Origin of the sequence: Chryseobacterium sp. JV274 (assembly GCF_903969135.1) — a bacterium.
Taxonomy (GTDB): domain Bacteria; phylum Bacteroidota; class Bacteroidia; order Flavobacteriales; family Weeksellaceae; genus Chryseobacterium.
Genome location: NZ_LR824569.1, coordinates 3,103,385 through 3,127,066 on the forward strand (window position 1 = coordinate 3,103,385; position 23,682 = coordinate 3,127,066).

The window sequence follows — 23,682 nt, forward strand, 5'->3', positions numbered from 1 at the left end:
GCATTCATAATAGTGACTCTTTATAAACATTACATTAAAAAACAGGATCAGAATCTGAAAGAATCGCTCTTTTTTGTTTTTTTCTTCGTAACAGTCTGGAGTTTGATTTATTATTTTGTTTTTAGCTAAAAATAGACTGATGATTATAAATATCAGTCTGATAAAATTGAAAAATTATATTTAATTTTAAATATTGTAAGAGAACCGCAGCACTTTTTTTGCTGTGGTTTTTGTTTATAGTTAATTACTTTACAATATAGTGATGATTACACCCGAAAAAGAAATCCCGGTTCACCATCTGACTTCCGAAGAATTTCAGATGAGTACTCTGAGTGCAGCAGGCCCGGAGAATTTTCATGATGTTCACCGGCATAATTTTTTTGAAATTATCTGGTTCAGGGAAGTGTATGAAAATAGCCGTTTGGAACTGGATTTTGAAAGCTATAAACTTGAAAACAATCAGATCTGTATCATTGCACCAGGACAGGCATTCAACATGAAGCTGGAAGGAGAGGAGGGATACGCAATGGCGATAAGCAGGGAGATTTTCAACGAAGCCTGTGATATAGAATCGGTACTTACAGGAGGAGAGCTTCCCTTTTTTTTAAATCCGGAAAATGAAAAAACCTGCAGTACAATTATATCATTGATTGAGCAGGAATATAAAGCTACATCAAGAACAGAACTCTTAAAGGCATATCTGAAAGCATTTTGTATCATTATTGGAGAACAAATTCATACTCAGGAACCTTTATTGAATGACCGTCAACGGATTCAGGAACTGGTGGGGCTTATTGAGAAGCATTATATAGTGCATAAAGAAACAAGTTTCTATGCAGCTCAATTAAAGATAAGTACACATCATCTTAATGATATTGTGCGCCTTTTGAGAGGAACGACAGTCAAAAAAATGATTTCCCAGCGTCTTATCCTGGAAGCCAAAAGAGAACTTAGCTTTGGAGCGCTCACAGTAAAGGAAATTGCTTTTAAACTCGGTTTTAACGATGCTTCATATTTTTCAAGGTTTTTTAAGAAACATACTAGCCAAAATCCTGACAGTTTTAAGAATAATGAAAAAATATAATCCTCAATATTTACTGTAATGATGGGCTTAAAATAATATTTTTCATTTATTGTTGTATTTAAATCTTCAGTTTGTCCTATACTTCCTTCAGTTCTTTTATTGAAATGTGGTGCTTTTTACAGCAACTTTGCAGCTGAAAAACCGCCTGTGAAGGCTTATGTATTTATGAAGAAGAATTTGAATATTGTAGTGTTTATTTTGGCACTGCTCAACACACTGGAGTCGCTAAGTATAGATCTTTATCTTCCCGCTTTCCCAAGTATGGCTAAAATCTTTAATACCGATATCGGACATATCCAGATATCCATTTCGGTGTTCTTTGCCGGGTTTGCTTTTGGACAACTGTTATGGGGGCCTTTATCTGACAAAAAAGGGAGAAAACCCATGCTGTATTGCGGGCTTTTACTTTTTATTATAGGAGCTACGGCCATCTATTTTACCTCAGATATTTATGTTTTATGGGCAATGCGTTTTCTGCAGGCGTTCGGAGGAAGTGCCGGAATTGTTATTGGTAGAGCGATCATTATTGATCTTTATGATAAACAAAAATCGGTAACAATCTTTTCCCAGCAGTCTCAGATCAGTGGTATCGCTCCTATTGTGGCTCCGCTATTGGGAAGTGTTTTCCTTAAATTCTGGGGCTGGAACAGCTCTTTTGCCTTTTTATGCATCATGGGACTGATCACATTTTTCATGGTATACAAATATGTACCGGAAACCAACAGCAGAATCAATCTTCCTGATGAGGAGCTGGTGAATGAAAAAGGATTAAAAGACCAGCTGAAAATGATCATTTCCAACAAAGATTTTATCAACAGTACAATGGTGGGAAGTATTGCTTTTGCATCCCTTATTATTTACATTTCAAATGCGCCTTTTCTATTCATGGAGATCCATGGGTTTTCGAGCAGTACATTTAGTTTTATATTTGCTTTTAATTCCCTGGCATTGATCACTGCGGCCTATATTACCCCAAAGCTGATCAAGAGAATAAGCAACTCAGCACTGTTATTTACAGCTACCATTGTATTACTGGTGGTATGTTCCCTTCATATTCTGATTGCCGCTGAAAACGTTTCTGTAGCCCTGGAAATTGCAATGCTTTATCTGTCATTACTGGCTATCGGTATCTTATTTCCTATTACATCCGCCCATGCGCTGTCTCCATTTAAAGAAGGAAGAGGAACAGCGGCGGCTTTACTTGGATTCATGCAGCTGATGGTTACATTCTTAATCTCAGCATTACTGGGTTTTTTAGAAGCAGATTCTATCATTCCAATGGTGGTAACACGCTCTGCAATGGCATTGATTGCAGTATGGTTCGGGTATTGTATTTTTAAAAATCAAAAAAGAGAAAGCTTACTTGCCAGTTCTAGTCCGGAAACTCATCCTCTTATTTGATCCTGTTGTCATACTATCCGGACACTTAATCAAGTAATTTTTGTGAAAAATAACCAAAGGGTTCTCTTTGCATAAAATTTAAAATATGAAAAGAACCCTTTCGACAGTTTTATGCTGTTTATTGCCATTAGGATATTGGGTAAATGCACAATCCGGGCTCTCTGCGGAGCTAAAAACAGAATATATTCCGGGCTCAAACTATATCCGCCCTGAAGACAGTACAAAGACAAATTCTAAAAGTGATTTTAAAAGAATAGATCTTAACCTGAGTATTCCTTTATCTGTAAAAAAAGATACCGACGGAAAAGTAAGATCATGGTCGATGTTATTGAGCGGATCTTATGCGAAGATGACGCATAAAAATTATGAAACTCAATTATTTCCGGATGAGATGCTGAATGCACAGGTCGGAATACAGCATATGAGACCTTTAGGCAAAAAGTGGAGTATGATGATGACGGCATCCGTGGGAGTGTATACAGACCTTGAAAGAGTCAGTTTTGATGATGTACTGGGACAGGGAGGAATTTTGTTTATCAGACATTTTAATCCAAATCTTTCGTTGGGTGGAGGGCCGGTGCTCACCACAGCTTTTGGAGTTCCTATGATTTTACCATGGATCTATTTTGACTGGAAGACCAACGGGAAAATTAAATTCAACATCAATTTCCCACAAGGGATGGAAGCCGGTTATCTGTTTTCAGATAAATTTGCTTTAAAAGCTGTTGTAGATCTTAACGGGATGACGGCAGAGAGAAATGTAGGCGGAAAATCTATACTTTTGGGTTATCAGCAAATCACTGCAGGACTCAGACCGGAATTAAAAATCAATGACAATCTTACATTGCGTCTCACGGGTGGAACAGCAATACTGAGAAGTTTCAACGAAAATGACCGAAAGATCAAAAGTATTTTCAGAGACAAAAAAGTAGCAGATCCAAGGTTTGCAAGTACATTCTACGCTGCCGTATCACTGCGCTGGAATCTGCCATAAAAAATGCCGGAGGCGGGGAATTTGATAACTCCCAGCTTCCAGCTTCTCTCTTCCACTACTTACTTATTAATTTCTTATACACCACCTGATTAAGCAACTCTTCTTTACGGGTACGGGAAATAGGAAGCTCAATTTTATTAATGAAAAGACGTCCTCCCGAGATCATATCAATATGGGTAATATTGATGAGGTAAGATTTATGAATCCTGAAAAAATGATCTGAAGGAAGAGATTCCTCAATCGCCTTCATCGTCTGGTGAATAGTCAGTGATTTGTCTTTAAAATGAAGTCTGGTGTAATTCTGCATACTTTCAATATATAAAATATCTACCCAGGAAACCTTAATAAAGGAGTCGGACTGTCTCACATACAGAAAAGGATCATCCAGAGGTGTATTTTTTTTCAATTTTTCACTGATGATAAACTGCTGCTGGGCCTTATTTACAGCCTGATAAAAACGGTTAAAGGCAATGGGTTTTAAAAGATAATCCACTACCTGTAAACGGAATCCCTCCAAAGCATATTCAGAATAGGCTGTGGTAAGAATACACAAAGGCGGATTTTCCAGCTGTTCCAGAAATTCAAGACCAGTAAGATAGGGCATGTTGATATCCAAAAAAAGAAGATCTATTTGGTTTTCCTTTACTTTGGTGTCTGCTTCCAGTGCTGTAGCGCACGTATCTTCAACGGATAAAAAATCAATTTGACCAGCCAGTTCTTTAAGATGGAATCTTGCAAGAGGTTCATCATCTATAATCAGGCATTTCATTTTAGGAATATTACAGCTCATGATGATCAGATAAAGTAAGAATTAAAGTTATTTTGAAGATATGATGATCTGATTCAATTTTTAAATCATGAGAATCAGGGTATTGCAGCTTTAAACGTTTTTTTACATTTTGAAGACCAATTCCGCCCGCTCCGTCTTTCTTTTTATGGGTTGCCATATCGGAATAGGGATTTTCAACATAGAAATAGAGGTTATTGTCTTTTTCTTTACAGGAGATTTTCACATACCCTTTATGCCCGGGAAGTCTGCAGACATATTTAAAGGCATTTTCAATAAAAGGAACCAGCAGTAAAGGAGCAATAAATGTTTTCCTGTTATCAATTTCCCAGGAAGCCTTTACCCCAAGCTCATTTCCCCATCTTAATTTTTCTACCTCCACAAGATTCTGAAGGTATTCTATCTCTTTATACAAAGGAACCAAAGGCTGGTTACAATGATACAGCTGATACCGTAGAATATCTGAAAATTTCATCAGTAAAAAATCTGCAAGCTGCGTGTCCGTTTTCATCAGAATATGAATGTGGTTCAGAATATTGAATACCACATGCGGATTGATCTGATCCTGTAGAAGTTTGAGCTGGTTTTCAAGATGAGCCTGCTGAAGGAGAATATGGTCACGTTCTATTCTTCCGTGTTCTTTATAAAATTTTATGCCACATGCCACTCCGGTAATAAGAAAGGAGGCTGGTAAAGACATATAAAAGCCCTGCCATACAATAGGCAGCTGATCTGAAAAACTCTGTGGAAGAGGGTTTTTTGGAGTGACTTCAAGATAAGTAAAAATAACAGCGAAGATCAGGCTCAATATGAAAATAACAATGACTGCCTGTATCAGAAACTGGTTCATCTTTTTTTCCCGTAAGGCTTTTGATAGAAGCTTATTGGTTAAAAAATGGGTGAATGTAAAAGAAGAAGCTGTAATGATAATAGCCTGAATAACAGCAAGATATTTTTCTGTAGAAATCTGAATATTACACCACAATACAATAGCAAGAGTAAGCCAGAATATAAAAGTAAATACGTATTCTTTGAAAACAAAAGATTTTGTCATAGAACTGGAAATAGGTTGATAAAAAAATAGAAACTGCAGGGAAACAGTTTCTAATGGTAAAGATAATTTAAGTTTTTTAGAACAGGAAATAACCTATTCCAAGGGAAAAACTATGGGGTTTGGACTTAAACTCTTTACTGATGCTTGAAAGACCTGTTTCATACCTGAGATCTACCGTGAAGTTTTTATAATCTACCCCGATACCTCCCGTAATTCCAATATTGGATTTGTCGAATTTTTTAAAACCTTCCTGCAAAGCCTCAGAAGAAGATAAATTATTATTAAAGGCATAGCTGTAAACACCTCCGGCAAATGCTCTTACATTAAAATCATTGGTTTTGATGAATTTATACCCTACCACTACAGGAATATCAATAGCGTTCCATGAAAGTTTGGAAGAGCTTCCGTCTTGGGATTGGTATGATGTTTTTCTTTTGTTGAACAGAGCCTCTCCCTGCACATATAGTCTTCCGATATCCATTCTTGTCATTACTCCTGCCTGATAACCGAATCCGTATTTCCCTTCTAAGGAAGAAGATTCCGTTGAGGTTTTTGTAAAATTTGCTCCTCCCTTTACTCCGATGTGAAAAGCCGGGGTCTGCTGTGCTTTCGTTTCTATGGTGCAGGAAATGCACAATAATAGTGAGCTCAGCGCTAAAAATTGCTGCTTCATAAATTAAGTGTTGTTAAAAATCTGTTGCAAAACAACAATTATGAAGTATGGGATGAAATTTTATTTGATGAACGGTAAAGATACTTTGACAAGAATCTGTTTTAGGGTGAAAAATAAAACCGAAAGTATCTCTACTTCCGGTTTGCTATTACTAATACGGTTGTTCTTCACAGATCGAAGGTGGATTACATCCGCCGCCGCCAGGATTTCCGCCGCCTCCTACAAAGATGCATTGTCCCGGATTTCCGTCTTCATACATTTCACATGCATACCCCCAGGCACATTGGCAGTCGTCCTGACAATTATAAGAATTACCTCCCATATGGCAGCCATCTATTCCGCTGCCCAGAATTGTAGTTAAGTCCTTTCTCAAAAGTTTTTTCATTGTTTTCATGATTAATTTGGTATTAAATGTTATTGTTTAAAATTGTACATCCTTGTAAATATAATAAAATTGTCTTAATGAATTGTAAATGAATTGCATGCAGATGCATTATGAGAATAAAGCCACTACAGGAGCGGCTTTATTATGATAGATAGAAAGTTTTGTCTTAGAAACTGAAATCCTTTTGATACAGCATATATTCTTTTTTGAAAAGAGGAATCGTTCCTTCATATCTGAGAGGAGCTATTCCAAAACCATAAAACATATCAGCCTGAATTTTGCCTTTTACGGAGATCACGCCTTTTCTTTCAGGAATGAATGTGAGCCCTAAAGATGAAAGGGCAGAAGCTCTTCCTCTCAATCCGGAATTAGCAATTGGAATAGAAATAAACATCAGTCCTACTGCTCCTTTAGCCTCTACGCCTGCTTCAGCAGACAGGTTTCCTTCAGCACCGGTGATAACGGGATCTGACTTCTTTTTCAGATTGATATTGAGTGCCGGGGTTTTGCTTACCAGAAAGTTGGCATTTCCTTCAAGATCCAAAAGCTGTCCCTGTACTTTTCCTGCCGCTTCTACACCCAGAAAAGGTCCGGCAGAAAGGGTAGGACTTAAAATAAGTCCTGTAGGTCCCAACACAATAGGAACAATAGGAATATTCAGGTAATCTGTAGTACTTGCTGTATACCCTAAGCTTCCTACAATACTCGCAGAACTTTTAAGCTGGATGTCATCCATGATAAGATTGACATAAAAATCAGCTAAATGTCCCCATGAGAATGTGATATTATAATCAATTTTTGGAGTAAATCCACCTTTTACGTTCACGCTGGATGCTCCTGCTGAAGATAAAGGAAAAGAAAAAGTTTTATCAAAATTAAAACGGTTGAAGGCAACTATCTTTTGATTTTGGAGATTCTTTGCTTCAATAGAAAGTATTTTACGATTAATTTCCTGGGAAACCAAGCCTTCTACGGGAACATAATTCACCATTTTCCCATTGATGCTTACAGGTGCTTTATCTGAAGGATCATACACTCCGCTTAACGTTCCGCTATAGATAAATTCTTCAAGCTTCGCGCTGGAGGCTTGTACAGTAAACTGATTATTGGCCTTAGAAACAGAGCTTACTTTTGAAAGGATTGTGCTCACCTGGTCACCTTCTACTTTTGTACCAACAATAACGGTTCCTGCCGAAATACTATCCGTTTGCGGAGTTGTACGGCTAAATGTAATTTCCCTGTCATTGTGAATGGAAATCGCATTGACAGATTCATCATTCAGAATGATAACATTTCTCTGTAAAGTAAGATTTCCTAATGTTTTCATAGGAAATGACTCTGCGGGCTTTTCAACAGGAGCTTCCGCCGGATCTTCCTGAGAACAAGACGTTAAAAGAAACAAACAGAAAATAGAAAAAATAAGAGAAAAATAAAATTTTCTGTTGATTTTGAAGAAATTAGATTTCCTTTTCATAAGCAGTGATTTTAAGTTTTCTCTAATTTAAGTGAATTATTTAAAGATTACAAAAGAATCATATTAAATTACTGTCAATAACATAATGGTTTTCAATGGAATTTATATTTTAATTCCTCATAATATATTCCTAAAAAGGCAAAGAAAAACCCGCTCTTATGGGAGCGGGTTACTTATATTATTTTTTAAAAGTCAACGCCAAAGGAATAGAAACATTTGATGACACTGGTTTTCCTTTGTCTTCTGCCGGTTTCCACTTGCCTTTATCTTTCATCCGGTAAAAAGCGGCTTCAATAAATGCATTTACATCTTCATTATTTCCTTTTACATTAGGATTCAGAGCATTTCCTTTAGAATCAACAACAAAAGTTATTGTTGATTTGTATGTTTCTGAAGAAAAGTTTAAAAAATCAAGATCCACAGCTTCATATAATAATTTTTGAAAGGCTGCTTTGCCTTTATCATATTCAGCTTCTTTAGTGACTTTTGCTTTTGTCGGAGGATCTGCAGCAATCATTTTCTGATCTTCAAGAGAGGCTTTATCTAAAGCATCCTGGTAAGCCGCTATTTTATCTTCCGTCAAAAGCCATTCTTTTTTCGTTCTTAAATCATTAGGCTTAGGATATTTGTTATACAGAGCCGTTTTCTTTCTTTCATAGCGTGAATCTGCCCTTTGAAATTCAGAAATCTGGGCACTGCCGAAAATAAAAGTGAAAATGAATGCTGATGCTAAGACCTTTTTCATGATTTATTAAGCTTTTACAATATTAATAATTACTTCAGTCGCTTTTTCCATACTTTCCAGAGCTACATACTCATAGGGTCCGTGGAAGTTGATTCCTCCTGCGAAAATATTCGGACATGGAAGTCCCATATAAGAAAGCTGAGCACCGTCTGTTCCTCCTCTGATTGCCTTGATCTTAGGTTCAATACCAGCTTCAGTCATTGCTTTTGCAGCAAGATCTACAATGTGCATTTTACCTTCAAACTGCTGCTTCATGTTTCTGTATTGCTCCTTGATCTCCACTTCAGCAGTTCCTTCACCATGCTTTTGATTGAATTCCGCGATTTTTCCTTCCATGAATTTCTTTCTGGCTTCAAATTTATCTGCATCATGATCACGGATAATGTACTGAAGTTTAGCTTCAGAGATATCAGCGGTAATATCCATTAAATGATAGAATCCGTCAAAACCTTTTGTTGTTGAAGGTGTTTCATTAGCCGGAAGTGTCTGAGCAAATTCAGCCGCTAAAAGAGCTGCATTGATCATTTTTCCGTAAGCATAACCCGGGTGAACGCTCAATCCATGAATTTTTACCACAGCTCCGGCAGCGTTAAAGTTCTCATATTCAAGTTCTCCAACTTCTCCACCGTCCATTGTATACGCCCATTCAGCACCGAATTTAGCGACATCAAATTTATGTGCTCCTCTTCCGATTTCTTCATCAGGAGTAAATCCTATAGCAATTCTTCCGTGTTTGATTTCCGGATGAGCAATAAGATATTCTGCAGCCGTTACAATCTCTGCACAACCCGCTTTATCATCAGCACCGAGAAGAGTAGTTCCGTCAGTAGTAATTAACGTCTGGCCGATATATTTTTTTAAACTTTCAAATCTTGCAGGAGATAATGTGAATCCTGTCGTCTGGTTCAAAAGAAGATCATTTCCATCATAATTTTCCCAAACCTGAGGTTTTACATTTTCTCCACTGAAGTCCGGTGAAGTATCATAGTGTGAAATAAATCCGATCGTAGGTCTGTCATCATTTTCAAGGTTAGAAGGAACATATCCCATAATATATCCATGCTCATCAATTGAAACATTTTCCAGGCCGATAGTTTTCAGCTCTTCAGTAATGTAATTGGCAATATCCCACTGGCGGGGAGTAGAAGGTGTAATTTCACTTTCTGCATCGCTGGTTGAATATATTTTTACATAGCTAAGAAAACGGTTCAGTAATTTCTCTTTCCACAATGGGTTGAATTCTATTGTACTCATCAGATATCATAAATTTTAACAAAGTTAGCAAATTTGATGCTGAGAATACGTTATTTGCGATTTAATATCAGTTATCGAAATTATAAATCAGATATAAAACTTTGAAAATCAAAATAGTGTTAGCTTTGTATGTACAGTATATTAAGTAGTTTAGTTTTATTATATTTGAGAAAATCAAAAAGTAACAATGTTTCTTACCGAATGTCCTAGAGATGCCATGCAGGGATGGGGAGAATTTATCCCTACCGATAAAAAAATAGATTATATCAACTCCTTGATGGATGTTGGCTTTGATGTATTGGATTGTCTGAGTTTTGTTTCTCCGAAAGCAATTCCGCAGATGGCTGATTCTGATGAGGTGGCCGAAAATATTGACAAATCACGTTCCAAAACGAAGGTTTCAGCAATTATCGGTAATTATAGAGGTGCTGAAAAAGCATTGAAACACCAATCTGTTGATATTCTTGGTTTTCCGTTTTCTATTTCCGAAACTTTTCAGCACAGAAATACCAATAAAAGTCAGGAAGAAGCTTTTGATGAAATCATTAAAATGCTTGATCTGGTAAAAAGTGAAGGCAAGCAGCTTAACATCTATTTCTCCATGGCTTTTGGAAATCCATACGGAGAAATGTGGAAATGGGAAGATGTTGATCATTGGGCACAAAGATTCTCAGATATCGGAGTGAAAGATATTTTATTATCGGATACAACAGGGGTGGCAACACCGGAAACTATTGCCCTTTTGTTTGAAAAAATACCTTCAAAATATCCTGAAATCAACTTCGGAGGACATTTTCATAACCGTTATGAAGATTCTTATTCAAAATTAAAAGCGGCTTATGATAAAGGCTGCAGAAGATTTGACAGCGCCATCAAGGGAATCGGAGGATGTCCTATGGCTAAAGATGATCTTGTTGGGAATATGCCTACTGAGCAGGTGATTAACTTTATGAGCGTTGAAAAAGCAGAACATAAACTGAATCTTCTGAATTTTGAAAGTTCTTATAATAAAGCGAAGGATATTTTTCATTTTTAAAAAGAATAAATCATAAATTTCACAGATCTAACAATTTAAATAGATCTTAGGATGGATAAGAGTTAAATTTGTCATTCCGTTAGGAATCCAGATTGTTTTTTCAATAATGGAATTAAGATTCCTACGGAATGAAAAAAATACGGCTGAACTATCTGTCTTCTTAATGTGTTCAAATATAATGGATTGTGTCCATGATCATATTTAGTATTAATTCCAAAATCGACAAAATGACTCCAATAATCTCCCCATCCGATTTGAAAAACCTTCCAACAGAAAATCTTATCATTCTTGATGCAAGAACCGGAAAAGACATAAAGCAGAATTACCTTGAAAGACACATAAAAGGAGCTCGATTCATAGATCTGGATAAAGATCTGGCTGAGATAGGGGAAGATGCTGCTTTTGGCGGGAGACATCCGCTTCCTTCCGTAAAAAAATTTGCGGAAACACTTTCAAACCTTGGAATTGCAGAAAATTCTCATATCATTGTGTATGATGATAAAAATGCCTCAAATGCTGCTGCAAGAGCCTGGTGGATGTTAAGATCTTTCGGTTTTGAAAAAGTTCAGGTTCTTGATGGCGGAATGCAGGCCGCTGAAAAAAACGGACTTGAATTTTCTTCTGGAGAGGAAACATTTGAGAAAGCTTCTCTAATCAAAAAAGAACATTGGTTTCTTCCTGTTTCGAGTTTGGAAGTTGTTGAAAACGAGTTGAAAAACAATTTTTCTACGGTCATTGATGTAAGAGATGCCTATCGTTATAAAGGGGAATCTGAACCCATTGACCTGGTTGCGGGGCATATTCCCGGAGCGATCAATATTCCTTTTTCTGAAAATCTTGATGAAAACGGAAACTTTCTGAATCCGAAAGTGTTAAAAGAAAAATATAAGCAGTTATTAGAGAATAAACCTGAGCATCTGATCATTCATTGTGGCTCAGGAGTTACAGCCTGTCATACTATTTTGGCGCTGGACTATGCAGGTTTCCCAGTGCCGGATCTGTATGTAGGTTCATGGAGTGAGTGGAGCAGAAGAGATGGAAAGGAAATAGCAAAAGAAATGTAAGCAATATGAATACAGAAAAAAGGATGTCTAATCAGACATCCTTTTCTTTTATGGTACAATATTTTCAGCTGTACTTATTTTTTAGTTAAGTGAAACAGAGAAATAATGATGAAGCCTACTCCAGTAATAAAAGGAGGTTGTGCCTGCATCCGGGCTCCTAAATAAAGCATATATATTCCAAGAAAGGCAAGGGCTACTGCTCCGATTTTTTTTGCCATTATTTTCTGAATGATTTTATAGCATTCCTAATTCAAACTTCGCTTCCTCGCTCATCATATCCTTATTCCAGCTTGGTTCGAAAGTCAACTCTAAATCTACACTTTTTACGTTCTCTACTTCAGCCACTTTATCTTTTACCTCCTGAGGAAGTGTTTCTGCAACAGGGCAGTTGGGAGTAGTAAGGGTCATTATAATTTTTACGTCAGCATCATCGGAGATCTGAACATCGTAAATCAGTCCTAATTCGTAAATATCTACCGGAATTTCGGGGTCATATACGGTTTTCAGTACACCAATGATTTCCTCACCAATGTCAGCAATTTGATCGTCTGTAAATTTCATTTTTTAATCTAGATTGATATTCCTTTTCAACAAATCTTCCTGACGCATGCGCCGGAAAATATTCGCCAAAGTTAAGACATCTTTTTCACAATAGTCTACAATTCTCTGCAAGTCTTTTTCTATGTAGTAAATTGATGAAACCATTGAGCCGTCAATATCATCTTTTGGAGTAGGAATTCCAAAGACATGCGCCAGTAATTCAAGGGATACAAAACTTTTATAATCTCCAAACTTCCATAGTTCCATCGTATCGATGTGAGGAACCTCCCAGGGTTTCTTTCCAAACATCTGAAACGGAGCAGGAGGCAGTATCCCGTTGATAAGATATCGTCTGGCAATCCATGGGAAATCAAATTCTTTTCCATTATGAGCACAGAGAATCACGTTGTAAAGTCTTGGGCTGTTGAAAATTTCGCCAAATTCCTGAAGCATTTTCTTTTCATCGTGTCCGGAAAAACTTTTTATTTTTAGAGTTTCATTCTTTTCAAGCATTCCGATGGAGATACAGATGATTTTTCCAAATTCGGCCATAATACCGGCTCTGTCATAAAACTCTTCTGCAGAGATTTCTTCTTTTCTCTGAAACCGGGTTTTCTTGTCCCATAGATATTGCTCAGTTTCGGATAAGTCGTCCCAGGACCCCGCCTGTGGAACGGTCTCAATATCAAGGAATAAAACTCTTTCTAAAGGTATACTCTGTATCATATGTGTTGTGTTTTTTATTATCCTACCTGCATCCCATTTTTTGTAGGTAATGAGGGGGTTACAAGAGTGACATCACTTTTGTCTTCACCATATAATCCCAACACAAGACATTCACTGAAGAAATTGGCAATCTGTTTTTTAGGGAAATTAACTACCGCTAAGATCTGCTTTCCAACAAGTTCCTCTTTTTTGTAAAGAGAGGTAATTTGTGCAGATGATTTTCTGATTCCTAAGTCTCCAAAGTCTATTTCCAGCTGGTAAGACGGTTTTCTTGCCTTTTCAAAATCATTCACAGAGATTATCGTTCCGCATCTGATGTCTATTTTTTCAAAATCTGCCCAGGTGATATCTGGTTTTACTGTCATGGTAATTCGTTGATTAAATGTTCTACTTCTGTTTTCTGTTCTGCATATTTTTGCTGTAAGACTGATCCTTCACCCATTCTTTTGTAATACTCCAGAGCTTTTCCCCCGAAGAATTTTTTATGAAAATCTGAAACTTCAGGAATTTGTGGAAAAACTTTGTGAAAAAGCATTTCATAATAGGCCTGAAATTCTCTCTCATTTTTGTCTTCAATTACCTGTCCGGGAGCTTTCTGCCTTACATGGAGCATTTCGTGCGCCACCATATTAAGGACAAGGTTCAGGTCAAAATCAAATAAATTTCTTGGGATCATTACGGTTTGCGGCCCGCCCAGACCTCCTTCTGCTGTAAGAAGCATTGAAGTGGGAGAAAGTTCTTCCCTGAATCCAAATCCTGCAAAGTTCTCATGTTCAAGATCAAAGGAATGGATCAGATATTTTGCTGCATCCAGAATCTGATCATGTTCTTTATAAGCCTCAAGGTGTAAGTTGATCTGCTCGAAATTCATCTGAGATATGTTTTGTAACAAATGTATTAAAATATTGAGAATACTCCGAAGAATTACTTGAAAATGCTTTAAAAGTAAAATTGTTAAAGCATAAAATAAAACCAGCCCACCTTTCAAAGATGGGCTGGTTATTGAAACTAAAAAAAATTAAGGATGTTCATTTCTTGCTCTGATGACCAGATTTACTAAATCTGAGCCGCCACTTGCAAAATTATCGCTTGGGTTGTGGGCACTTTGAGTAGCCACAGCATACGGAGAGCCATCCCAATATCCCCAGAAAGGGCCTCCGCTTTGTCCAGGCCATATATCTGCTTTATGGCTCATGCTTTCGTTGTCATCAGCACTCCAGAAATCTCCATCCAGTGCGATACCTGTTTGGTATGTTGGTCTTTGAGTTCCTGTAAGGTCTCCCGGATATCCAGCGTGAGTCCAGTAAGCGCCTCCATCCCATGAGTCAGAGTAGGATTTTGAACCTAGCCATCCTGTGCTGTTTCCGATAGGTCTGTCTAATACAATGACAACATAATCGTATTGTATTTCTGTTGAATCAATAGATGGACCTGCTACTTTATACTTGTAATAGGTTAATGTACCCCAAGCGGTTCCGTAAGGAGCACTGCCGTTATAATACATTGGAGTGAACTTCAGCCATCCCGTTGTGTTATTAGGCTGCCAGTCAACAATATGAGAACAGGTAAGAAGGTGTCTTGGTCCTATCATTACACCACTTCCTGATCCTAAAGAACTTTCTACCCTGCCGACACATCTCCATGGATAGGCTGTAGAATTATATACTTTTCTTTGATCTGCTCCGAAAATTGTTCTTGCATTTTCCGGAGTCAGGAAAGAATCTCTGTCAATGAATTTTGGTTTACGGTCTCTTTTCGGTTCAAGCTTTGGATTGTATTCAAAATCAGCATGGGTAGGGTAGAAATGATCAGTTTCCAGAGATCGGATCTCAGCTGTTTTTTCATCCATAGGCATTCCTATTGTTTTCATTCCTTTCGGAAAAGTTCTTCCGTTAAGGGTTTCCATAGCTGGAAGCTGGCTGGATAATTTTTCAATTGCTGACGGTTTTTCAGTTGATTTTGCTTTAACAGTTCTAAGTCTTAAAACTTCTTCTGCTGTCATTGGGTTGTTGTTTTCAATTTTAGACATGATTATTATTTTTAATCTAGTGTATTCCTACTCTTTTAATGGCTTTTCGGATTCCGCCGGTAAAGGTTATTGGTTAAGTAAATATTTTTTGTGAAAATTCTGCAGTGATGCTTTCTGTTTGGTTGATCTGGGCTGCTCCCATAGCCGCCAATGCAATAGCAACCTGCTTATCAAGCGTTTTTCTGACAATACTCCCATTGGTAGCGCGCAAAATTTTGCAGAAATGATAGGTGAAATATCCTCGTATCTGTCCGCTGATACTGCCTTCCATAGATACCTGATTGTCTTTTGCAGCTGCCCATAACGTATGATTCATTCCGGCAACAGGGATAAGTGCTTTAGTAAGAACAGTTGATTTTTTTGAATTCTTAGACGATTCCATTTCACTGGCATAGGTCAGATAAAATTCATCTTCAAGCATGGGCGGAATATAGCGGGCGGTTTCGTTGAGAAAATCCGCTTCCAGTCCCAGATCCATTTTTCGGGTTCCTGTTCCGGAATAGCAGCAGTCGAAAATGACTTCCATATTGACTCCGGCTTTCAGCTTACTGAGAACTGTTTTAAAATCATCATCACGAATGACTCCGTTATTGGCATAATCGTGCGGGCAAATGGCTTCATCCAAACCGTCCAGTTCCAGATCTGATCCTATATTAGCCACTCTGGTCCCGTGTCCCGAATAATAAAAAACAAGAGAATCTCCTTTTACACTTGTGCTGATCATGGATTTCAGATAGTTTAATATATTCGCTCGTGTTGCATTTTGATTGGTCAGAATTTTAATCTTTGCCGGACTAAAACCACAGATCACCAATGTATTTGCCATATCTCTTGCGTCATTTACACAACCATTAAGATCCGGTCCTCCGTAACCGATAGGTGCATAATCATTAATACCTACGATAAGTGCTTTTTTCATTGTATTAGTTTTAAAAATATTCCCTACTCTGTTTCGGCTTTTCAGGTTCTGCCTTTCTGTGTTTTTTCTATGACAAAATTCCATTATTCTGAAGGACAAAAACAGAGGAGAAAACCGTATTTTGAAAAAGGAAAAACACCTTTTTAATTGTATATGAGTATGTTATGAATTAAAAATCCGGCAGCTTGAAAAGCTGCCGGATACGTAAAAAGAATGTAAAGATGTTTATTATATTGGGTAAGAAATAAGTTTAAAATGAGACTATTCAATCAACATAGATCATGTTTCAAGGCAAAAAGGACTAGGCCTGCTCTGTTTTTGATATCCAGTTTTACAAAAACGGAATCTCTGTAACCATCTATTGTTTTCGGACTCAGGCACATCTTGTCAGCAATTTCTTTGTAGGTAAGCTCACTGCACGCCCATTTTATAAATTCTCTCTCTCTGTCTTTAAGCTCGGAAAGCAGGGATGCATTTTTCATTTCCTCTGTTTTTACTTTCAATAATTTCTGAGCTACAAAATCAGTATAAAAACTACCTTTCTCGAATACAGTGTCTATGGCCTGAAAGAGAATAGCAGGCTGCATGTCTTTCAGTAAATATCCTTTAGCACCTGCCTTCAGCATTCTGATAAGAACTTTTTCATCATCATCCATGGTCAGGGCAATGACTTTGATGTCAGGATAATGCTCCGTAAGCCATTCTGTAGTTTCTATACCGTTTTTATAAGGCATATTAACATCCATCAGTACTACGGCGGGTAATTCAGAAGCTTTTTCCACATCTGCAATAAATTCTTCTCCGTTGGGATGATTCATAATTACCCGATATTGAGTGTTTTCTGTGATCATATTTTCCAAAGCTTTGGAAATTAAGGTATGATCATCAACGATCGCTATGGGGATAGTTTTCATAATAAATTTTTGTGATAGGTTATCAAAGTTTGTGTTCCTTTATTCAATTCTGAGTGTATAGACAGTTCGGCATGAATCAGTTTTGCTCTCAGTTCCATGTTTTTTAATCCTGAGCCATCCTGAATAATGTTTGTATCAAAGCCTCTTCCGTTGTCGGAGATACTGATGTGTAATTTTTCACAGTCATCTTCTATCTGTACGGAAACATTTTTGGCCTTGGAATGTTTTAGAATATTGTTAATACTTTCCTGGACAATCCTGAAAAGGATCAGACCATGTTTAGGGGAAATATCAATATCCTGCTTTTGAGTGATAAATTCTATTTTTAATAATTTCAATTTTTTGATCCGCTGAACTTCTCTTTCAATGGATTCTGCCAGTCCGAAATGAATGATCTGTTCGGTAATTAATGTTTTAGACAGGTTTCTTATATCCTGTATACATTCGCCCAATAGTTCATTTAGCTCAATCAGATCTTCTTTTTCGTTGTTTTTTAATTTGGTAATCAGTTGGTTTTGCCGCAGCCGGACCACAGAAAGTTTTTGTCCCAGATCATCGTGTAATTCCTGTCCGATATAATTCAAGGTCTGTTCCTTCATTTCTACCTGTGAAGTGGCCAGCTCTTTTTCAAACCGCAAATCTTTTTCTTTTTGCTCTATCAGCAAGGTTGTCTTTTTCTTAATGAAAACAGCATAAATGAAGATCATTGTCAAAACAACGATGAATAAAGTAATCGTAAAGATGATGACCAAATTATTCTCTTCCATATCTGAAAAGGATTTATCTTATTTTTTCTTGTTTGTTCCAAATTAAGCCCAATATGAGTATACCGTTACTGATCAGATTCAGCATAAATAAAATGAAGAAATAAATAGTCTCCGAAACAGTAGTTCTGAAAAAGAGTATCGGAATACTTCCAATAAAAAAGATCAGTAAAGCCACTGATATCCAGAATGGTAAATAGCTCTTTATTTCCAGTATCTTATCAGAATTAAAGGTTTGGTACAGGAACAAAATAATTGAAAATAACAACAGAAGAATATCTACATACAGCATATTAAAAGAAAAATGATGAAGCAGATCGTCTTCCGTAGAAAACATTACAGCAATATTGAGGACGAAAAGAGCCAGGATGATAGTCTGTATCTTTTTGAGCAGCGGAACATATAATAACTGGTGATAATAAAATAAATACAAAAAGAATACGATCATTAAAAACCCAATTACATAAAATATGTCCGTAGGCAGGTTTGTCAGGTCGTAGTAGAAATAACAGAAAATATCAATCAGGGAAAACAACAGATATCCAATAATAAAAAATAAGTTCTCCTTTCCGGTTTTTCTATGTTTTATGACCATTAAAAGCATCACTATGATGGATAGGATTATCGATATCTGTTTCCCTGTTTCAATATTCCAGTTCATAATTTTGTGTTTTTAAGGCATGGTTCCTGACAGGGTTTTTGGAGGAGGTGCCAGATTGGTCATATTCATAGATTCTATAGAAGTGACGTCTGTATTTTCCTCGGTGGACGCCGATCTGGCCATCGCATTGTCACCTTTTCTTTTTTGGGATGTAGGAACTAAAAATATGGTTTGATAGCCTGCATATTCAGGTTTTGCCATTTTGTTTTTAGGATGATTCACAGGATATTTTCCCATATAGATCCTGATTCCCGGATTTTTTAATTTTTGTTTTTTGGCATTTTCTTTTACGTATTTAATATAGCCTTCCATATCTTCCAGTGAAAACCAGTACCATCGGGAATCAGGTTCACCGTTTCTGTATTTCATGAGAATTTCATGATTGGTTCTCGTGTATTCATCAAAAAGGACCCGGCCTTCACGATAGCTTATCAGTTTCTTTTTATAACTGTTACTAACGGGTTCTTTAGGAGGTTCAGAGCAGCGGGTGCAGCTTAAAAAACAGAGCGTTAGAATAAATGCTGCACAAAGCAAACTTAAAGTCTTAGTAAAAAAGGAAGTTTTCATTTTTATGGTTTTTAATTTTATGGAACAAAATTAGCTAACGGCACAACTATAAAAAAGAGGGAAAACACTGTTTTTATCCTTTACTAAATTTACGGCTTTTTAATATTCAGTTGAATATGAATTATTGATTTGTTTTTATTTAAAAAAAAATATTAATTATGATTATTAAAATAACAATATCTGTTTGGTTCCGAAACTAAGTATAAAAAACAGGACCGGGAAGAGATTTCCGGTCCTGTCAAACAAGATTAAGTGTAAAATTTAGCCTTTAAAGGCAAAAAGGATAATTCAAAATGTGTTCAGATTTTTATTGATCTTAATCTATGTTTAGGGGAATTGATAGTAATGGTACTTTATTTTTATAAGCCATTATAGCTGTTTTACTTCGGTGAAAAAGAGATTCTATAAGGTTGTATTTGTAGGGAACCATAGTCAGAAGATCCGGGTTTGTGAGTCTGATTTCCTCCTCAATAGCTTTGATAACTTCTATGGATTGAGTCATTTTAAAACTATATTTAATATCATCCAGATCATATCCGGAATTCAGGTCAATATCATGAATAACCTCGGCAAAATCTTCCAGCCTTTCACTTACATTGAATACCTCAATCTCAGCATTAAACTTATTAATGAAATAATAAATATCATTCATTGCTGTCCAGGTCATGCTTTTGTGGGTATCATAAGCAAAAAGAATTTTCCTGATTCCCGTATACTCTATATGGGCAGGGACAATTAATATCGGCTTTTTTATTCTATGGATAGCTCTTGTTACACTGTTACCCAAAAGCTTTTGTTCAAGCGTTTTTTCTGCGATTCCCATCACAATAAAATCACATTCGTGGATCTGTATGCACTTTTCAAGCTCTTCAATAAAATTGCCGGAAGCCAGATGATATCCGGTTTCTATAGCATAAAGCGTCGTAAGTCCGGCGGCCTTGTCGTCCAGTTTTTTCTGATTTTTAAGCGTTTGAGCATAGAAAAAATCTGCTGAAGCCTGGGCATTCAAAGCATGAATAGATACGGTTTGAAGATTAAAAAGTATAATCCTGTATTTATTTTCTTTAGCCATAGATGCTGCATAATGAGTAGCATTTTCAGCTTCGTGGGAAAAATCTGTGCAGACAATTATTGTTTTCATTGTTCCGGATTTAATACTGCAAAACTATGGTATACAGGATTTCACCTATGGTAAAAATAAGGTGACATTGCATAAAATGATGATGAACTGTCTTTTTCAGGTGATGAAGCGTCACATCCATTTGAACGCTGCTATTTTACGTTTCAGGTACGGTTTTGGCGGTCTCGGCTAAAATAGGAGGGATTCGTCTAAAATCTATTTCTATATTTACATTCATAAAATCCCGGATATGAATAGGATTTCTACCATCAGAAAAAATATAGTAAGAAATAAGAAGATTCTTTCTACCATGAAGAGAAGGCTCGTGATCTGGGCAGTAGCAGTAGTTACTTTCTGTGTTTTTTCCTATCTTATTGATCCTTTTGACCCTATTTGGAAAGAATATTTGAACGCTCCGCTGAGGATGATTCTGGAAGATGCCTCATGGATTGTCTTTTTTTCTATCATCATCTCAGAGGTAAGTATATTTATAGACAGAACACTCAATAAGCTGCTTCCCTGGAGTAACAGAACCGTGAAGCGATTGCTCATCCAGTGTTTGATTCAGATCGTGGGAAGTGTCATGATTGTGATCATTATTAATGCCATTGTAGACTGTACCTCAGTGACATTACCCGAAATGGATTCCCGCAAAGAATACACGCTGTTGGGACAATGGATCGCAACTAATATTGTAATATCGTTGATTATCAGTGCCTTTAATACCGTGGATTATTTACTTGAAAACTGGAAAAAAACTGCCGTAGAAGCAGCCCAGCATAAACTTAGGGCATCAAAACACAAGCAGGCTGCTATGGCGGCAGAGCTTCAGGCTCTTAAGCTTCAGATAGACCCTCATTTTATTTTCAACAACTTAAGTGTACTGTCAGAACTCATCCTTGAAGATCAGCAGCTGGGGTATGAATATTCAGAGAAGTTTGCAAGAGTATACAGATATCTGTTGGTCAATTCCAAAAAAGATATTATTGCAGTAGAAGAGGAGCTCAAATTTTTAGAATCCTACATCTTTCTGATTGAAAAAAGAATTGGTGAAGGTGTTATATTCAAAATAGATATTCAGGAAGAATACAGGTCCAGATTTACCCTTCCACTGTCTTTACAATTGTTGGTTGAAAATGCCATTAAGCATAATCAAACTTCTAAATTAAATCCTCTGGAAATTCACGTTTATACAAACTCTGAAGGAGAATTGATAGTCTCCAATACATTTCTGCCTTTGATCAATAAGCCGGATTCCTCAGGAGTAGGACTCACCAATATTATTGCACGGTACGAAATCCTGGGATATCCTAAGCCTGTAATTGAAAAAACGGAAGATAAATTTATTGTAAAACTCCCATTGATATGAAGATTAATAAAGTTTTAATCGTTGAAGACGAAAGACCCAATGCTGACAGATTAAAAAGACTCTTGTTGAAGTTAAGACCCCATATCGAAATCCTGTCTGTAGAAGACTCGATAACTTCAACAGTACACTGGCTGGAAAATAATGTCGTTCCGGATGTCATCATGATGGATGTACGCCTTGCAGATGGGCTTAGCTTTGAAATATTCAACAAGCATGAAATTAAAAGTGCAGTTATATTCACTACAGCATACGATGAATATGCAGTACAGGCATTTAAATACAACAGTGTAGATTATCTGCTGAAACCCATTGAAGAAGAAGAGCTGGATGCCGCTTTAAAACGTTATGAAACCTTTATGGAAGCCGTTCCGGTAGTAGGAACAGCTATTGAAGGATTATTGAATTATATTCAGCCGAAAGATTACAGAAAGCGCTTTCTCATAGCCCACAGAGATGGATATAAAACTGTTTTGGCAGAAGATATCCTATACATTTATACTGAATTGGGAATCAGCAAAGCGATGTTGAATACAGGGGTGGTAGAGAATGTTCCGCAAACGCTGGAAGAACTTGAGAAACAGTTAGATCCCAAATTCTTTTTCCGGGCCAACAGACAATTTATCATTCACATCAATTCAGTAAAGCAAATCTTTAATCATTTTAATGGAAAGCTAAAACTGGAACTGAGAAAACAGCCCGATATGGAAGTGGTTGTAAGCCGTGAAAAAGCCTCTATTTTCAAATCCTGGATGGATTATTAATCTCATAAAAACAAAAAAAGACTACTTTATCTAAAAGCAGTCTTTTTTTTGTTTCAGTCTTATTTTACCCAGAAAAGCTTTTTTTTATCAGATTTATAAGAGAAAACAGCTGTTTTCCCTTCATTTTTACTATCATACGTTTCACCTGCGATTAATGACACTTCACCCAATTTCTAAGTGAATATCCTTATTATATGAAGTTATTTTGCTCCTGTAAAATTTAAAAACTCATGTTATGAATTACAGAAAAGGATATCTGGTACTCTCACTTACAGCTGCAGCAATACTGTCCTCGTGCGGTTCCGGGAATGGCCAGGAAAATGCCCAGCAGATGCAGCAGGCATTGCCTACAGATTTTATCCAGGTGAAGTCCGGAGATGCCGATGTGTCTACAGGATACCCGGGAAGCATAGAAGGGCAGGACAATGTAGATATTAAAGCACAGGTAACAGGTTATCTGGAAGCAGTATATATCAAAGAAGGACAATATGTAAGTAAAGGACAGACCCTTTTCAGAATAAATCCATCCGTATACAACGAACAGGTAAATACCAATGAAGCCGCTTTAAAATCTGCTCTGGCGGCACAGGAGACAGCAAGACTTGAAGTTGAAAAACTAAAACCTCTTGTCGAAGGAAAAGTAGTTTCTGATATGCAGTTGAAAACAGCTCAGGCAAGCTATAAAGCCGCTTCAGCACAAGTAGCACAGGCACAGTCATCATTAGGATCATCAAAAATCAATGCCAATTTTACCTACATCAAAGCTCCCGTGAGCGGATATATAGGAAGAATTCCAAATAGAGTAGGAAACCTTATCAGTCCGTCAGATGCTTCTCCTTTGACAACACTTTCAAGCATAAACAGTGTGAATGTATACTTCTCAATGAATGAAGCTGATTTTATCGCGCATAGTAAAGCTTCGGTATCAGGAAATAATGCAGAAGATGTAGAACTGATCCTTGCAGATGGTTCTACCTATTCTCTTAAAGGAAAACTGGAAAATGCCAGCGGAAACTTCGATAGGAATACAGGAAGTATTCAGATGAAAGCTGTTTTTCAAAATCCCGATAAATTATTGAGAGCCGGAGGAACAGCAAGAGTAATGATTCACAATGCACTGAATGGGGTGATCAAACTTCCGAAAACATCTGTGAAAGATATTCAGGACAGGTTCTTTGTCTATAAACTGAATGGTAAGGATAAAGTGAAAATGACCCAGATTACCGTTTCTGGAAGCACATCTCAGGATTACTTTATCAACGAAGGCGTGAATGCAGGAGACAAGATTGCCATCAACAGAATTGATGCTCTTACAGACGGCGCACAGGTTGTTGCGACAACAGTTCCTTTGAAATAGTTGT

At 37.0% G+C, this 23,682-nt stretch carries 28 protein-coding genes; 9 read left to right on the forward strand and 19 right to left on the reverse strand.

Annotated features, from left to right (window positions below):
- Positions 1-262: 262 nt before the first annotated feature.
- The 3 genes from CHRYMOREF3P_RS14370 (at position 263) to CHRYMOREF3P_RS14380 (ending at position 3,479) form a co-directional block, all read left to right on the forward strand.
- A complete protein-coding gene (locus tag CHRYMOREF3P_RS14370) occupies positions 263-1,084 on the forward strand; it encodes a helix-turn-helix domain-containing protein (RefSeq protein ID WP_077413301.1) in 822 nt (273 codons plus the stop codon).
- 165 nt (positions 1,085-1,249) lie between these two features.
- Positions 1,250-2,485, forward strand: coding sequence for a multidrug effflux MFS transporter (locus CHRYMOREF3P_RS14375; RefSeq protein ID WP_139348447.1), 1,236 nt, complete (start codon positions 1,250-1,252; stop codon positions 2,483-2,485).
- Between the two features lie 85 nt (positions 2,486-2,570).
- Entirely contained in the window at positions 2,571-3,479 is a 909-nt protein-coding gene (locus tag CHRYMOREF3P_RS14380) for a DUF6268 family outer membrane beta-barrel protein (RefSeq protein WP_077413303.1), read from the forward strand.
- Between the two features lie 55 nt (positions 3,480-3,534).
- On the opposite strand, the gene CHRYMOREF3P_RS14385 is transcribed toward CHRYMOREF3P_RS14380, so the two are convergent.
- From CHRYMOREF3P_RS14385 to pepT, 7 genes are all read right to left on the reverse strand, one after another.
- Entirely contained in the window at positions 3,535-4,269 is a 735-nt protein-coding gene (locus CHRYMOREF3P_RS14385) for a LytR/AlgR family response regulator transcription factor (RefSeq protein ID WP_077413304.1), read from the reverse strand.
- Positions 4,259-5,320, reverse strand: a complete 1,062-nt coding sequence (locus CHRYMOREF3P_RS14390; protein WP_077413305.1) for a sensor histidine kinase — start codon at positions 5,318-5,320, stop codon at positions 4,259-4,261. Before CHRYMOREF3P_RS14390 ends, CHRYMOREF3P_RS14385 begins: the two co-directional genes overlap by 11 nt.
- A gap of 76 nt (positions 5,321-5,396) precedes the next feature.
- The gene (locus tag CHRYMOREF3P_RS14395) at positions 5,397-5,993 is read right to left on the reverse strand and encodes a porin family protein (RefSeq protein ID WP_077413306.1); all 597 of its coding nucleotides are present in this window, start codon (positions 5,991-5,993) and stop codon (positions 5,397-5,399) included.
- 151 nt (positions 5,994-6,144) lie between these two features.
- On the reverse strand, positions 6,145-6,378 hold the full coding sequence (locus tag CHRYMOREF3P_RS14400; protein WP_139348448.1) for a hypothetical protein: 234 nt from the start codon (positions 6,376-6,378) through the stop codon (positions 6,145-6,147).
- A gap of 166 nt (positions 6,379-6,544) precedes the next feature.
- Positions 6,545-7,852, reverse strand: a complete 1,308-nt coding sequence (locus tag CHRYMOREF3P_RS14405; protein ID WP_180564899.1) for a hypothetical protein — start codon at positions 7,850-7,852, stop codon at positions 6,545-6,547.
- A gap of 178 nt (positions 7,853-8,030) precedes the next feature.
- Complete coding sequence (locus CHRYMOREF3P_RS14410; protein ID WP_180564900.1) at positions 8,031-8,597, reverse strand: hypothetical protein; 567 nt, start codon at positions 8,595-8,597, stop codon at positions 8,031-8,033.
- A gap of 6 nt (positions 8,598-8,603) precedes the next feature.
- On the reverse strand, positions 8,604-9,851 hold the full coding sequence (pepT, locus tag CHRYMOREF3P_RS14415; RefSeq protein WP_180564901.1) for a peptidase T: 1,248 nt from the start codon (positions 9,849-9,851) through the stop codon (positions 8,604-8,606).
- Positions 9,852-10,038: 187 nt separating this feature from the next.
- Between pepT and CHRYMOREF3P_RS14420 the strand changes: the two genes are divergently transcribed.
- Together CHRYMOREF3P_RS14420 and CHRYMOREF3P_RS14425 are read left to right on the forward strand one after the other, a co-directional pair.
- Positions 10,039-10,887 (forward strand): hydroxymethylglutaryl-CoA lyase, encoded by an 849-nt coding sequence (locus CHRYMOREF3P_RS14420; protein ID WP_180564902.1) that lies wholly within the window; start codon positions 10,039-10,041, stop codon positions 10,885-10,887.
- 227 nt (positions 10,888-11,114) lie between these two features.
- Positions 11,115-11,951, forward strand: a complete 837-nt coding sequence (locus CHRYMOREF3P_RS14425) for a sulfurtransferase (RefSeq protein ID WP_180564903.1) — start codon at positions 11,115-11,117, stop codon at positions 11,949-11,951.
- Between the two features lie 74 nt (positions 11,952-12,025).
- Here the strand turns inward: CHRYMOREF3P_RS14425 and CHRYMOREF3P_RS14430 are convergent, their stop codons facing one another.
- From CHRYMOREF3P_RS14430 to CHRYMOREF3P_RS14485, 12 genes are all read right to left on the reverse strand, one after another.
- Positions 12,026-12,169 carry a hypothetical protein gene (locus CHRYMOREF3P_RS14430; RefSeq protein WP_180564904.1) on the reverse strand — a complete coding sequence of 48 codons (144 nt, stop codon included), beginning with the start codon at positions 12,167-12,169 and terminating at the stop codon, positions 12,026-12,028.
- 16 nt (positions 12,170-12,185) lie between these two features.
- Entirely contained in the window at positions 12,186-12,512 is a 327-nt protein-coding gene (locus CHRYMOREF3P_RS14435; protein WP_034691980.1) for an SUF system Fe-S cluster assembly protein, read from the reverse strand.
- A 3-nt stretch (positions 12,513-12,515) separates the two neighbouring features.
- Positions 12,516-13,217 (reverse strand): 3'-5' exonuclease, encoded by a 702-nt coding sequence (locus CHRYMOREF3P_RS14440; protein ID WP_077413313.1) that lies wholly within the window; start codon positions 13,215-13,217, stop codon positions 12,516-12,518.
- A gap of 17 nt (positions 13,218-13,234) precedes the next feature.
- Positions 13,235-13,582 carry a tRNA-binding protein gene (locus CHRYMOREF3P_RS14445; RefSeq protein WP_180564905.1) on the reverse strand — a complete coding sequence of 116 codons (348 nt, stop codon included), beginning with the start codon at positions 13,580-13,582 and terminating at the stop codon, positions 13,235-13,237.
- The gene (locus CHRYMOREF3P_RS14450; protein ID WP_077413315.1) at positions 13,579-14,088 is read right to left on the reverse strand and encodes a hypothetical protein; all 510 of its coding nucleotides are present in this window, start codon (positions 14,086-14,088) and stop codon (positions 13,579-13,581) included. The genes CHRYMOREF3P_RS14445 and CHRYMOREF3P_RS14450 overlap by 4 nt, the downstream gene beginning before the upstream one ends.
- 147 nt (positions 14,089-14,235) lie before the next feature.
- Entirely contained in the window at positions 14,236-15,246 is a 1,011-nt protein-coding gene (locus CHRYMOREF3P_RS14455; protein ID WP_077413316.1) for a trypsin-like serine peptidase, read from the reverse strand.
- A 73-nt stretch (positions 15,247-15,319) separates the two neighbouring features.
- Positions 15,320-16,165, reverse strand: a complete 846-nt coding sequence (locus CHRYMOREF3P_RS14460) for a caspase domain-containing protein (protein ID WP_175627171.1) — start codon at positions 16,163-16,165, stop codon at positions 15,320-15,322.
- Positions 16,166-16,434: 269 nt separating this feature from the next.
- Positions 16,435-17,079: a response regulator transcription factor gene (locus tag CHRYMOREF3P_RS14465; protein WP_077413318.1), complete on the reverse strand. Its 645-nt coding sequence runs from the start codon at positions 17,077-17,079 to the stop codon at positions 16,435-16,437.
- Entirely contained in the window at positions 17,076-17,846 is a 771-nt protein-coding gene (locus tag CHRYMOREF3P_RS14470; protein ID WP_077413319.1) for a sensor histidine kinase, read from the reverse strand. Before CHRYMOREF3P_RS14470 ends, CHRYMOREF3P_RS14465 begins: the two co-directional genes overlap by 4 nt.
- Positions 17,847-17,859: 13 nt before the next feature.
- Complete coding sequence (locus tag CHRYMOREF3P_RS14475) at positions 17,860-18,504, reverse strand: hypothetical protein (protein WP_077413320.1); 645 nt, start codon at positions 18,502-18,504, stop codon at positions 17,860-17,862.
- A 12-nt stretch (positions 18,505-18,516) separates the two neighbouring features.
- Positions 18,517-19,071: a hypothetical protein gene (locus tag CHRYMOREF3P_RS14480; protein ID WP_180564906.1), complete on the reverse strand. Its 555-nt coding sequence runs from the start codon at positions 19,069-19,071 to the stop codon at positions 18,517-18,519.
- A gap of 316 nt (positions 19,072-19,387) precedes the next feature.
- A complete protein-coding gene (locus CHRYMOREF3P_RS14485; RefSeq protein WP_180564907.1) occupies positions 19,388-20,212 on the reverse strand; it encodes a universal stress protein in 825 nt (274 codons plus the stop codon).
- On the opposite strand from CHRYMOREF3P_RS14485, the gene CHRYMOREF3P_RS14490 reads away from it, so the two are divergent.
- The 4 genes from CHRYMOREF3P_RS14490 to CHRYMOREF3P_RS14505 all read left to right on the forward strand — a co-directional run bounded on the left by CHRYMOREF3P_RS14490 (position 20,190) and on the right by CHRYMOREF3P_RS14505 (position 23,678).
- Positions 20,190-20,384 carry a hypothetical protein gene (locus tag CHRYMOREF3P_RS14490; protein WP_180564908.1) on the forward strand — a complete coding sequence of 65 codons (195 nt, stop codon included), beginning with the start codon at positions 20,190-20,192 and terminating at the stop codon, positions 20,382-20,384. The two genes, CHRYMOREF3P_RS14485 and CHRYMOREF3P_RS14490, sit on opposite strands and share 23 nt — an antisense overlap.
- Positions 20,385-20,441: 57 nt before the next feature.
- A complete protein-coding gene (locus tag CHRYMOREF3P_RS14495) occupies positions 20,442-21,560 on the forward strand; it encodes a sensor histidine kinase (RefSeq protein ID WP_180564909.1) in 1,119 nt (372 codons plus the stop codon).
- Positions 21,557-22,321: a LytR/AlgR family response regulator transcription factor gene (locus CHRYMOREF3P_RS14500; RefSeq protein WP_180564910.1), complete on the forward strand. Its 765-nt coding sequence runs from the start codon at positions 21,557-21,559 to the stop codon at positions 22,319-22,321. Before CHRYMOREF3P_RS14495 ends, CHRYMOREF3P_RS14500 begins: the two co-directional genes overlap by 4 nt.
- A 235-nt stretch (positions 22,322-22,556) precedes the next feature.
- The gene (locus CHRYMOREF3P_RS14505) at positions 22,557-23,678 is read left to right on the forward strand and encodes an efflux RND transporter periplasmic adaptor subunit (protein ID WP_180564911.1); all 1,122 of its coding nucleotides are present in this window, start codon (positions 22,557-22,559) and stop codon (positions 23,676-23,678) included.
- Positions 23,679-23,682 lie beyond the last annotated feature (4 nt).

Bases quoted from the DNA above. Each gene is read 5' to 3' on its own strand.
- CHRYMOREF3P_RS14370 (WP_077413301.1), top strand. From the start codon at position 263: ATGATTACACCCGAAAAAGAAATCCCGGTTCACCATCTGACTTCCGAA.
- CHRYMOREF3P_RS14375 (WP_139348447.1), top strand. From the start codon at position 1,250: ATGAAGAAGAATTTGAATATTGTAGTGTTTATTTTGGCACTGCTCAAC.
- CHRYMOREF3P_RS14380 (WP_077413303.1), top strand. From the start codon at position 2,571: ATGAAAAGAACCCTTTCGACAGTTTTATGCTGTTTATTGCCATTAGGA.
- CHRYMOREF3P_RS14385 (WP_077413304.1), bottom strand. From the start codon at position 4,269: ATGAGCTGTAATATTCCTAAAATGAAATGCCTGATTATAGATGATGAA.
- CHRYMOREF3P_RS14390 (WP_077413305.1), bottom strand. From the start codon at position 5,320: ATGACAAAATCTTTTGTTTTCAAAGAATACGTATTTACTTTTATATTC.
- CHRYMOREF3P_RS14395 (WP_077413306.1), bottom strand. From the start codon at position 5,993: ATGAAGCAGCAATTTTTAGCGCTGAGCTCACTATTATTGTGCATTTCC.
- CHRYMOREF3P_RS14400 (WP_139348448.1), bottom strand. From the start codon at position 6,378: ATGAAAAAACTTTTGAGAAAGGACTTAACTACAATTCTGGGCAGCGGA.
- CHRYMOREF3P_RS14405 (WP_180564899.1), bottom strand. From the start codon at position 7,852: ATGAAAAGGAAATCTAATTTCTTCAAAATCAACAGAAAATTTTATTTT.
- CHRYMOREF3P_RS14410 (WP_180564900.1), bottom strand. From the start codon at position 8,597: ATGAAAAAGGTCTTAGCATCAGCATTCATTTTCACTTTTATTTTCGGC.
- pepT (WP_180564901.1), bottom strand. From the start codon at position 9,851: ATGAGTACAATAGAATTCAACCCATTGTGGAAAGAGAAATTACTGAAC.
- CHRYMOREF3P_RS14420 (WP_180564902.1), top strand. From the start codon at position 10,039: ATGTTTCTTACCGAATGTCCTAGAGATGCCATGCAGGGATGGGGAGAA.
- CHRYMOREF3P_RS14425 (WP_180564903.1), top strand. From the start codon at position 11,115: ATGACTCCAATAATCTCCCCATCCGATTTGAAAAACCTTCCAACAGAA.
- CHRYMOREF3P_RS14430 (WP_180564904.1), bottom strand. From the start codon at position 12,169: ATGGCAAAAAAAATCGGAGCAGTAGCCCTTGCCTTTCTTGGAATATAT.
- CHRYMOREF3P_RS14435 (WP_034691980.1), bottom strand. From the start codon at position 12,512: ATGAAATTTACAGACGATCAAATTGCTGACATTGGTGAGGAAATCATT.
- CHRYMOREF3P_RS14440 (WP_077413313.1), bottom strand. From the start codon at position 13,217: ATGATACAGAGTATACCTTTAGAAAGAGTTTTATTCCTTGATATTGAG.
- CHRYMOREF3P_RS14445 (WP_180564905.1), bottom strand. From the start codon at position 13,582: ATGACAGTAAAACCAGATATCACCTGGGCAGATTTTGAAAAAATAGAC.
- CHRYMOREF3P_RS14450 (WP_077413315.1), bottom strand. From the start codon at position 14,088: ATGAATTTCGAGCAGATCAACTTACACCTTGAGGCTTATAAAGAACAT.
- CHRYMOREF3P_RS14455 (WP_077413316.1), bottom strand. From the start codon at position 15,246: ATGTCTAAAATTGAAAACAACAACCCAATGACAGCAGAAGAAGTTTTA.
- CHRYMOREF3P_RS14460 (WP_175627171.1), bottom strand. From the start codon at position 16,165: ATGAAAAAAGCACTTATCGTAGGTATTAATGATTATGCACCTATCGGT.
- CHRYMOREF3P_RS14465 (WP_077413318.1), bottom strand. From the start codon at position 17,079: ATGAAAACTATCCCCATAGCGATCGTTGATGATCATACCTTAATTTCC.
- CHRYMOREF3P_RS14470 (WP_077413319.1), bottom strand. From the start codon at position 17,846: ATGGAAGAGAATAATTTGGTCATCATCTTTACGATTACTTTATTCATC.
- CHRYMOREF3P_RS14475 (WP_077413320.1), bottom strand. From the start codon at position 18,504: ATGAACTGGAATATTGAAACAGGGAAACAGATATCGATAATCCTATCC.
- CHRYMOREF3P_RS14480 (WP_180564906.1), bottom strand. From the start codon at position 19,071: ATGAAAACTTCCTTTTTTACTAAGACTTTAAGTTTGCTTTGTGCAGCA.
- CHRYMOREF3P_RS14485 (WP_180564907.1), bottom strand. From the start codon at position 20,212: ATGAAAACAATAATTGTCTGCACAGATTTTTCCCACGAAGCTGAAAAT.
- CHRYMOREF3P_RS14495 (WP_180564909.1), top strand. From the start codon at position 20,442: ATGAATAGGATTTCTACCATCAGAAAAAATATAGTAAGAAATAAGAAG.
- CHRYMOREF3P_RS14500 (WP_180564910.1), top strand. From the start codon at position 21,557: ATGAAGATTAATAAAGTTTTAATCGTTGAAGACGAAAGACCCAATGCT.
- CHRYMOREF3P_RS14505 (WP_180564911.1), top strand. From the start codon at position 22,557: ATGAATTACAGAAAAGGATATCTGGTACTCTCACTTACAGCTGCAGCA.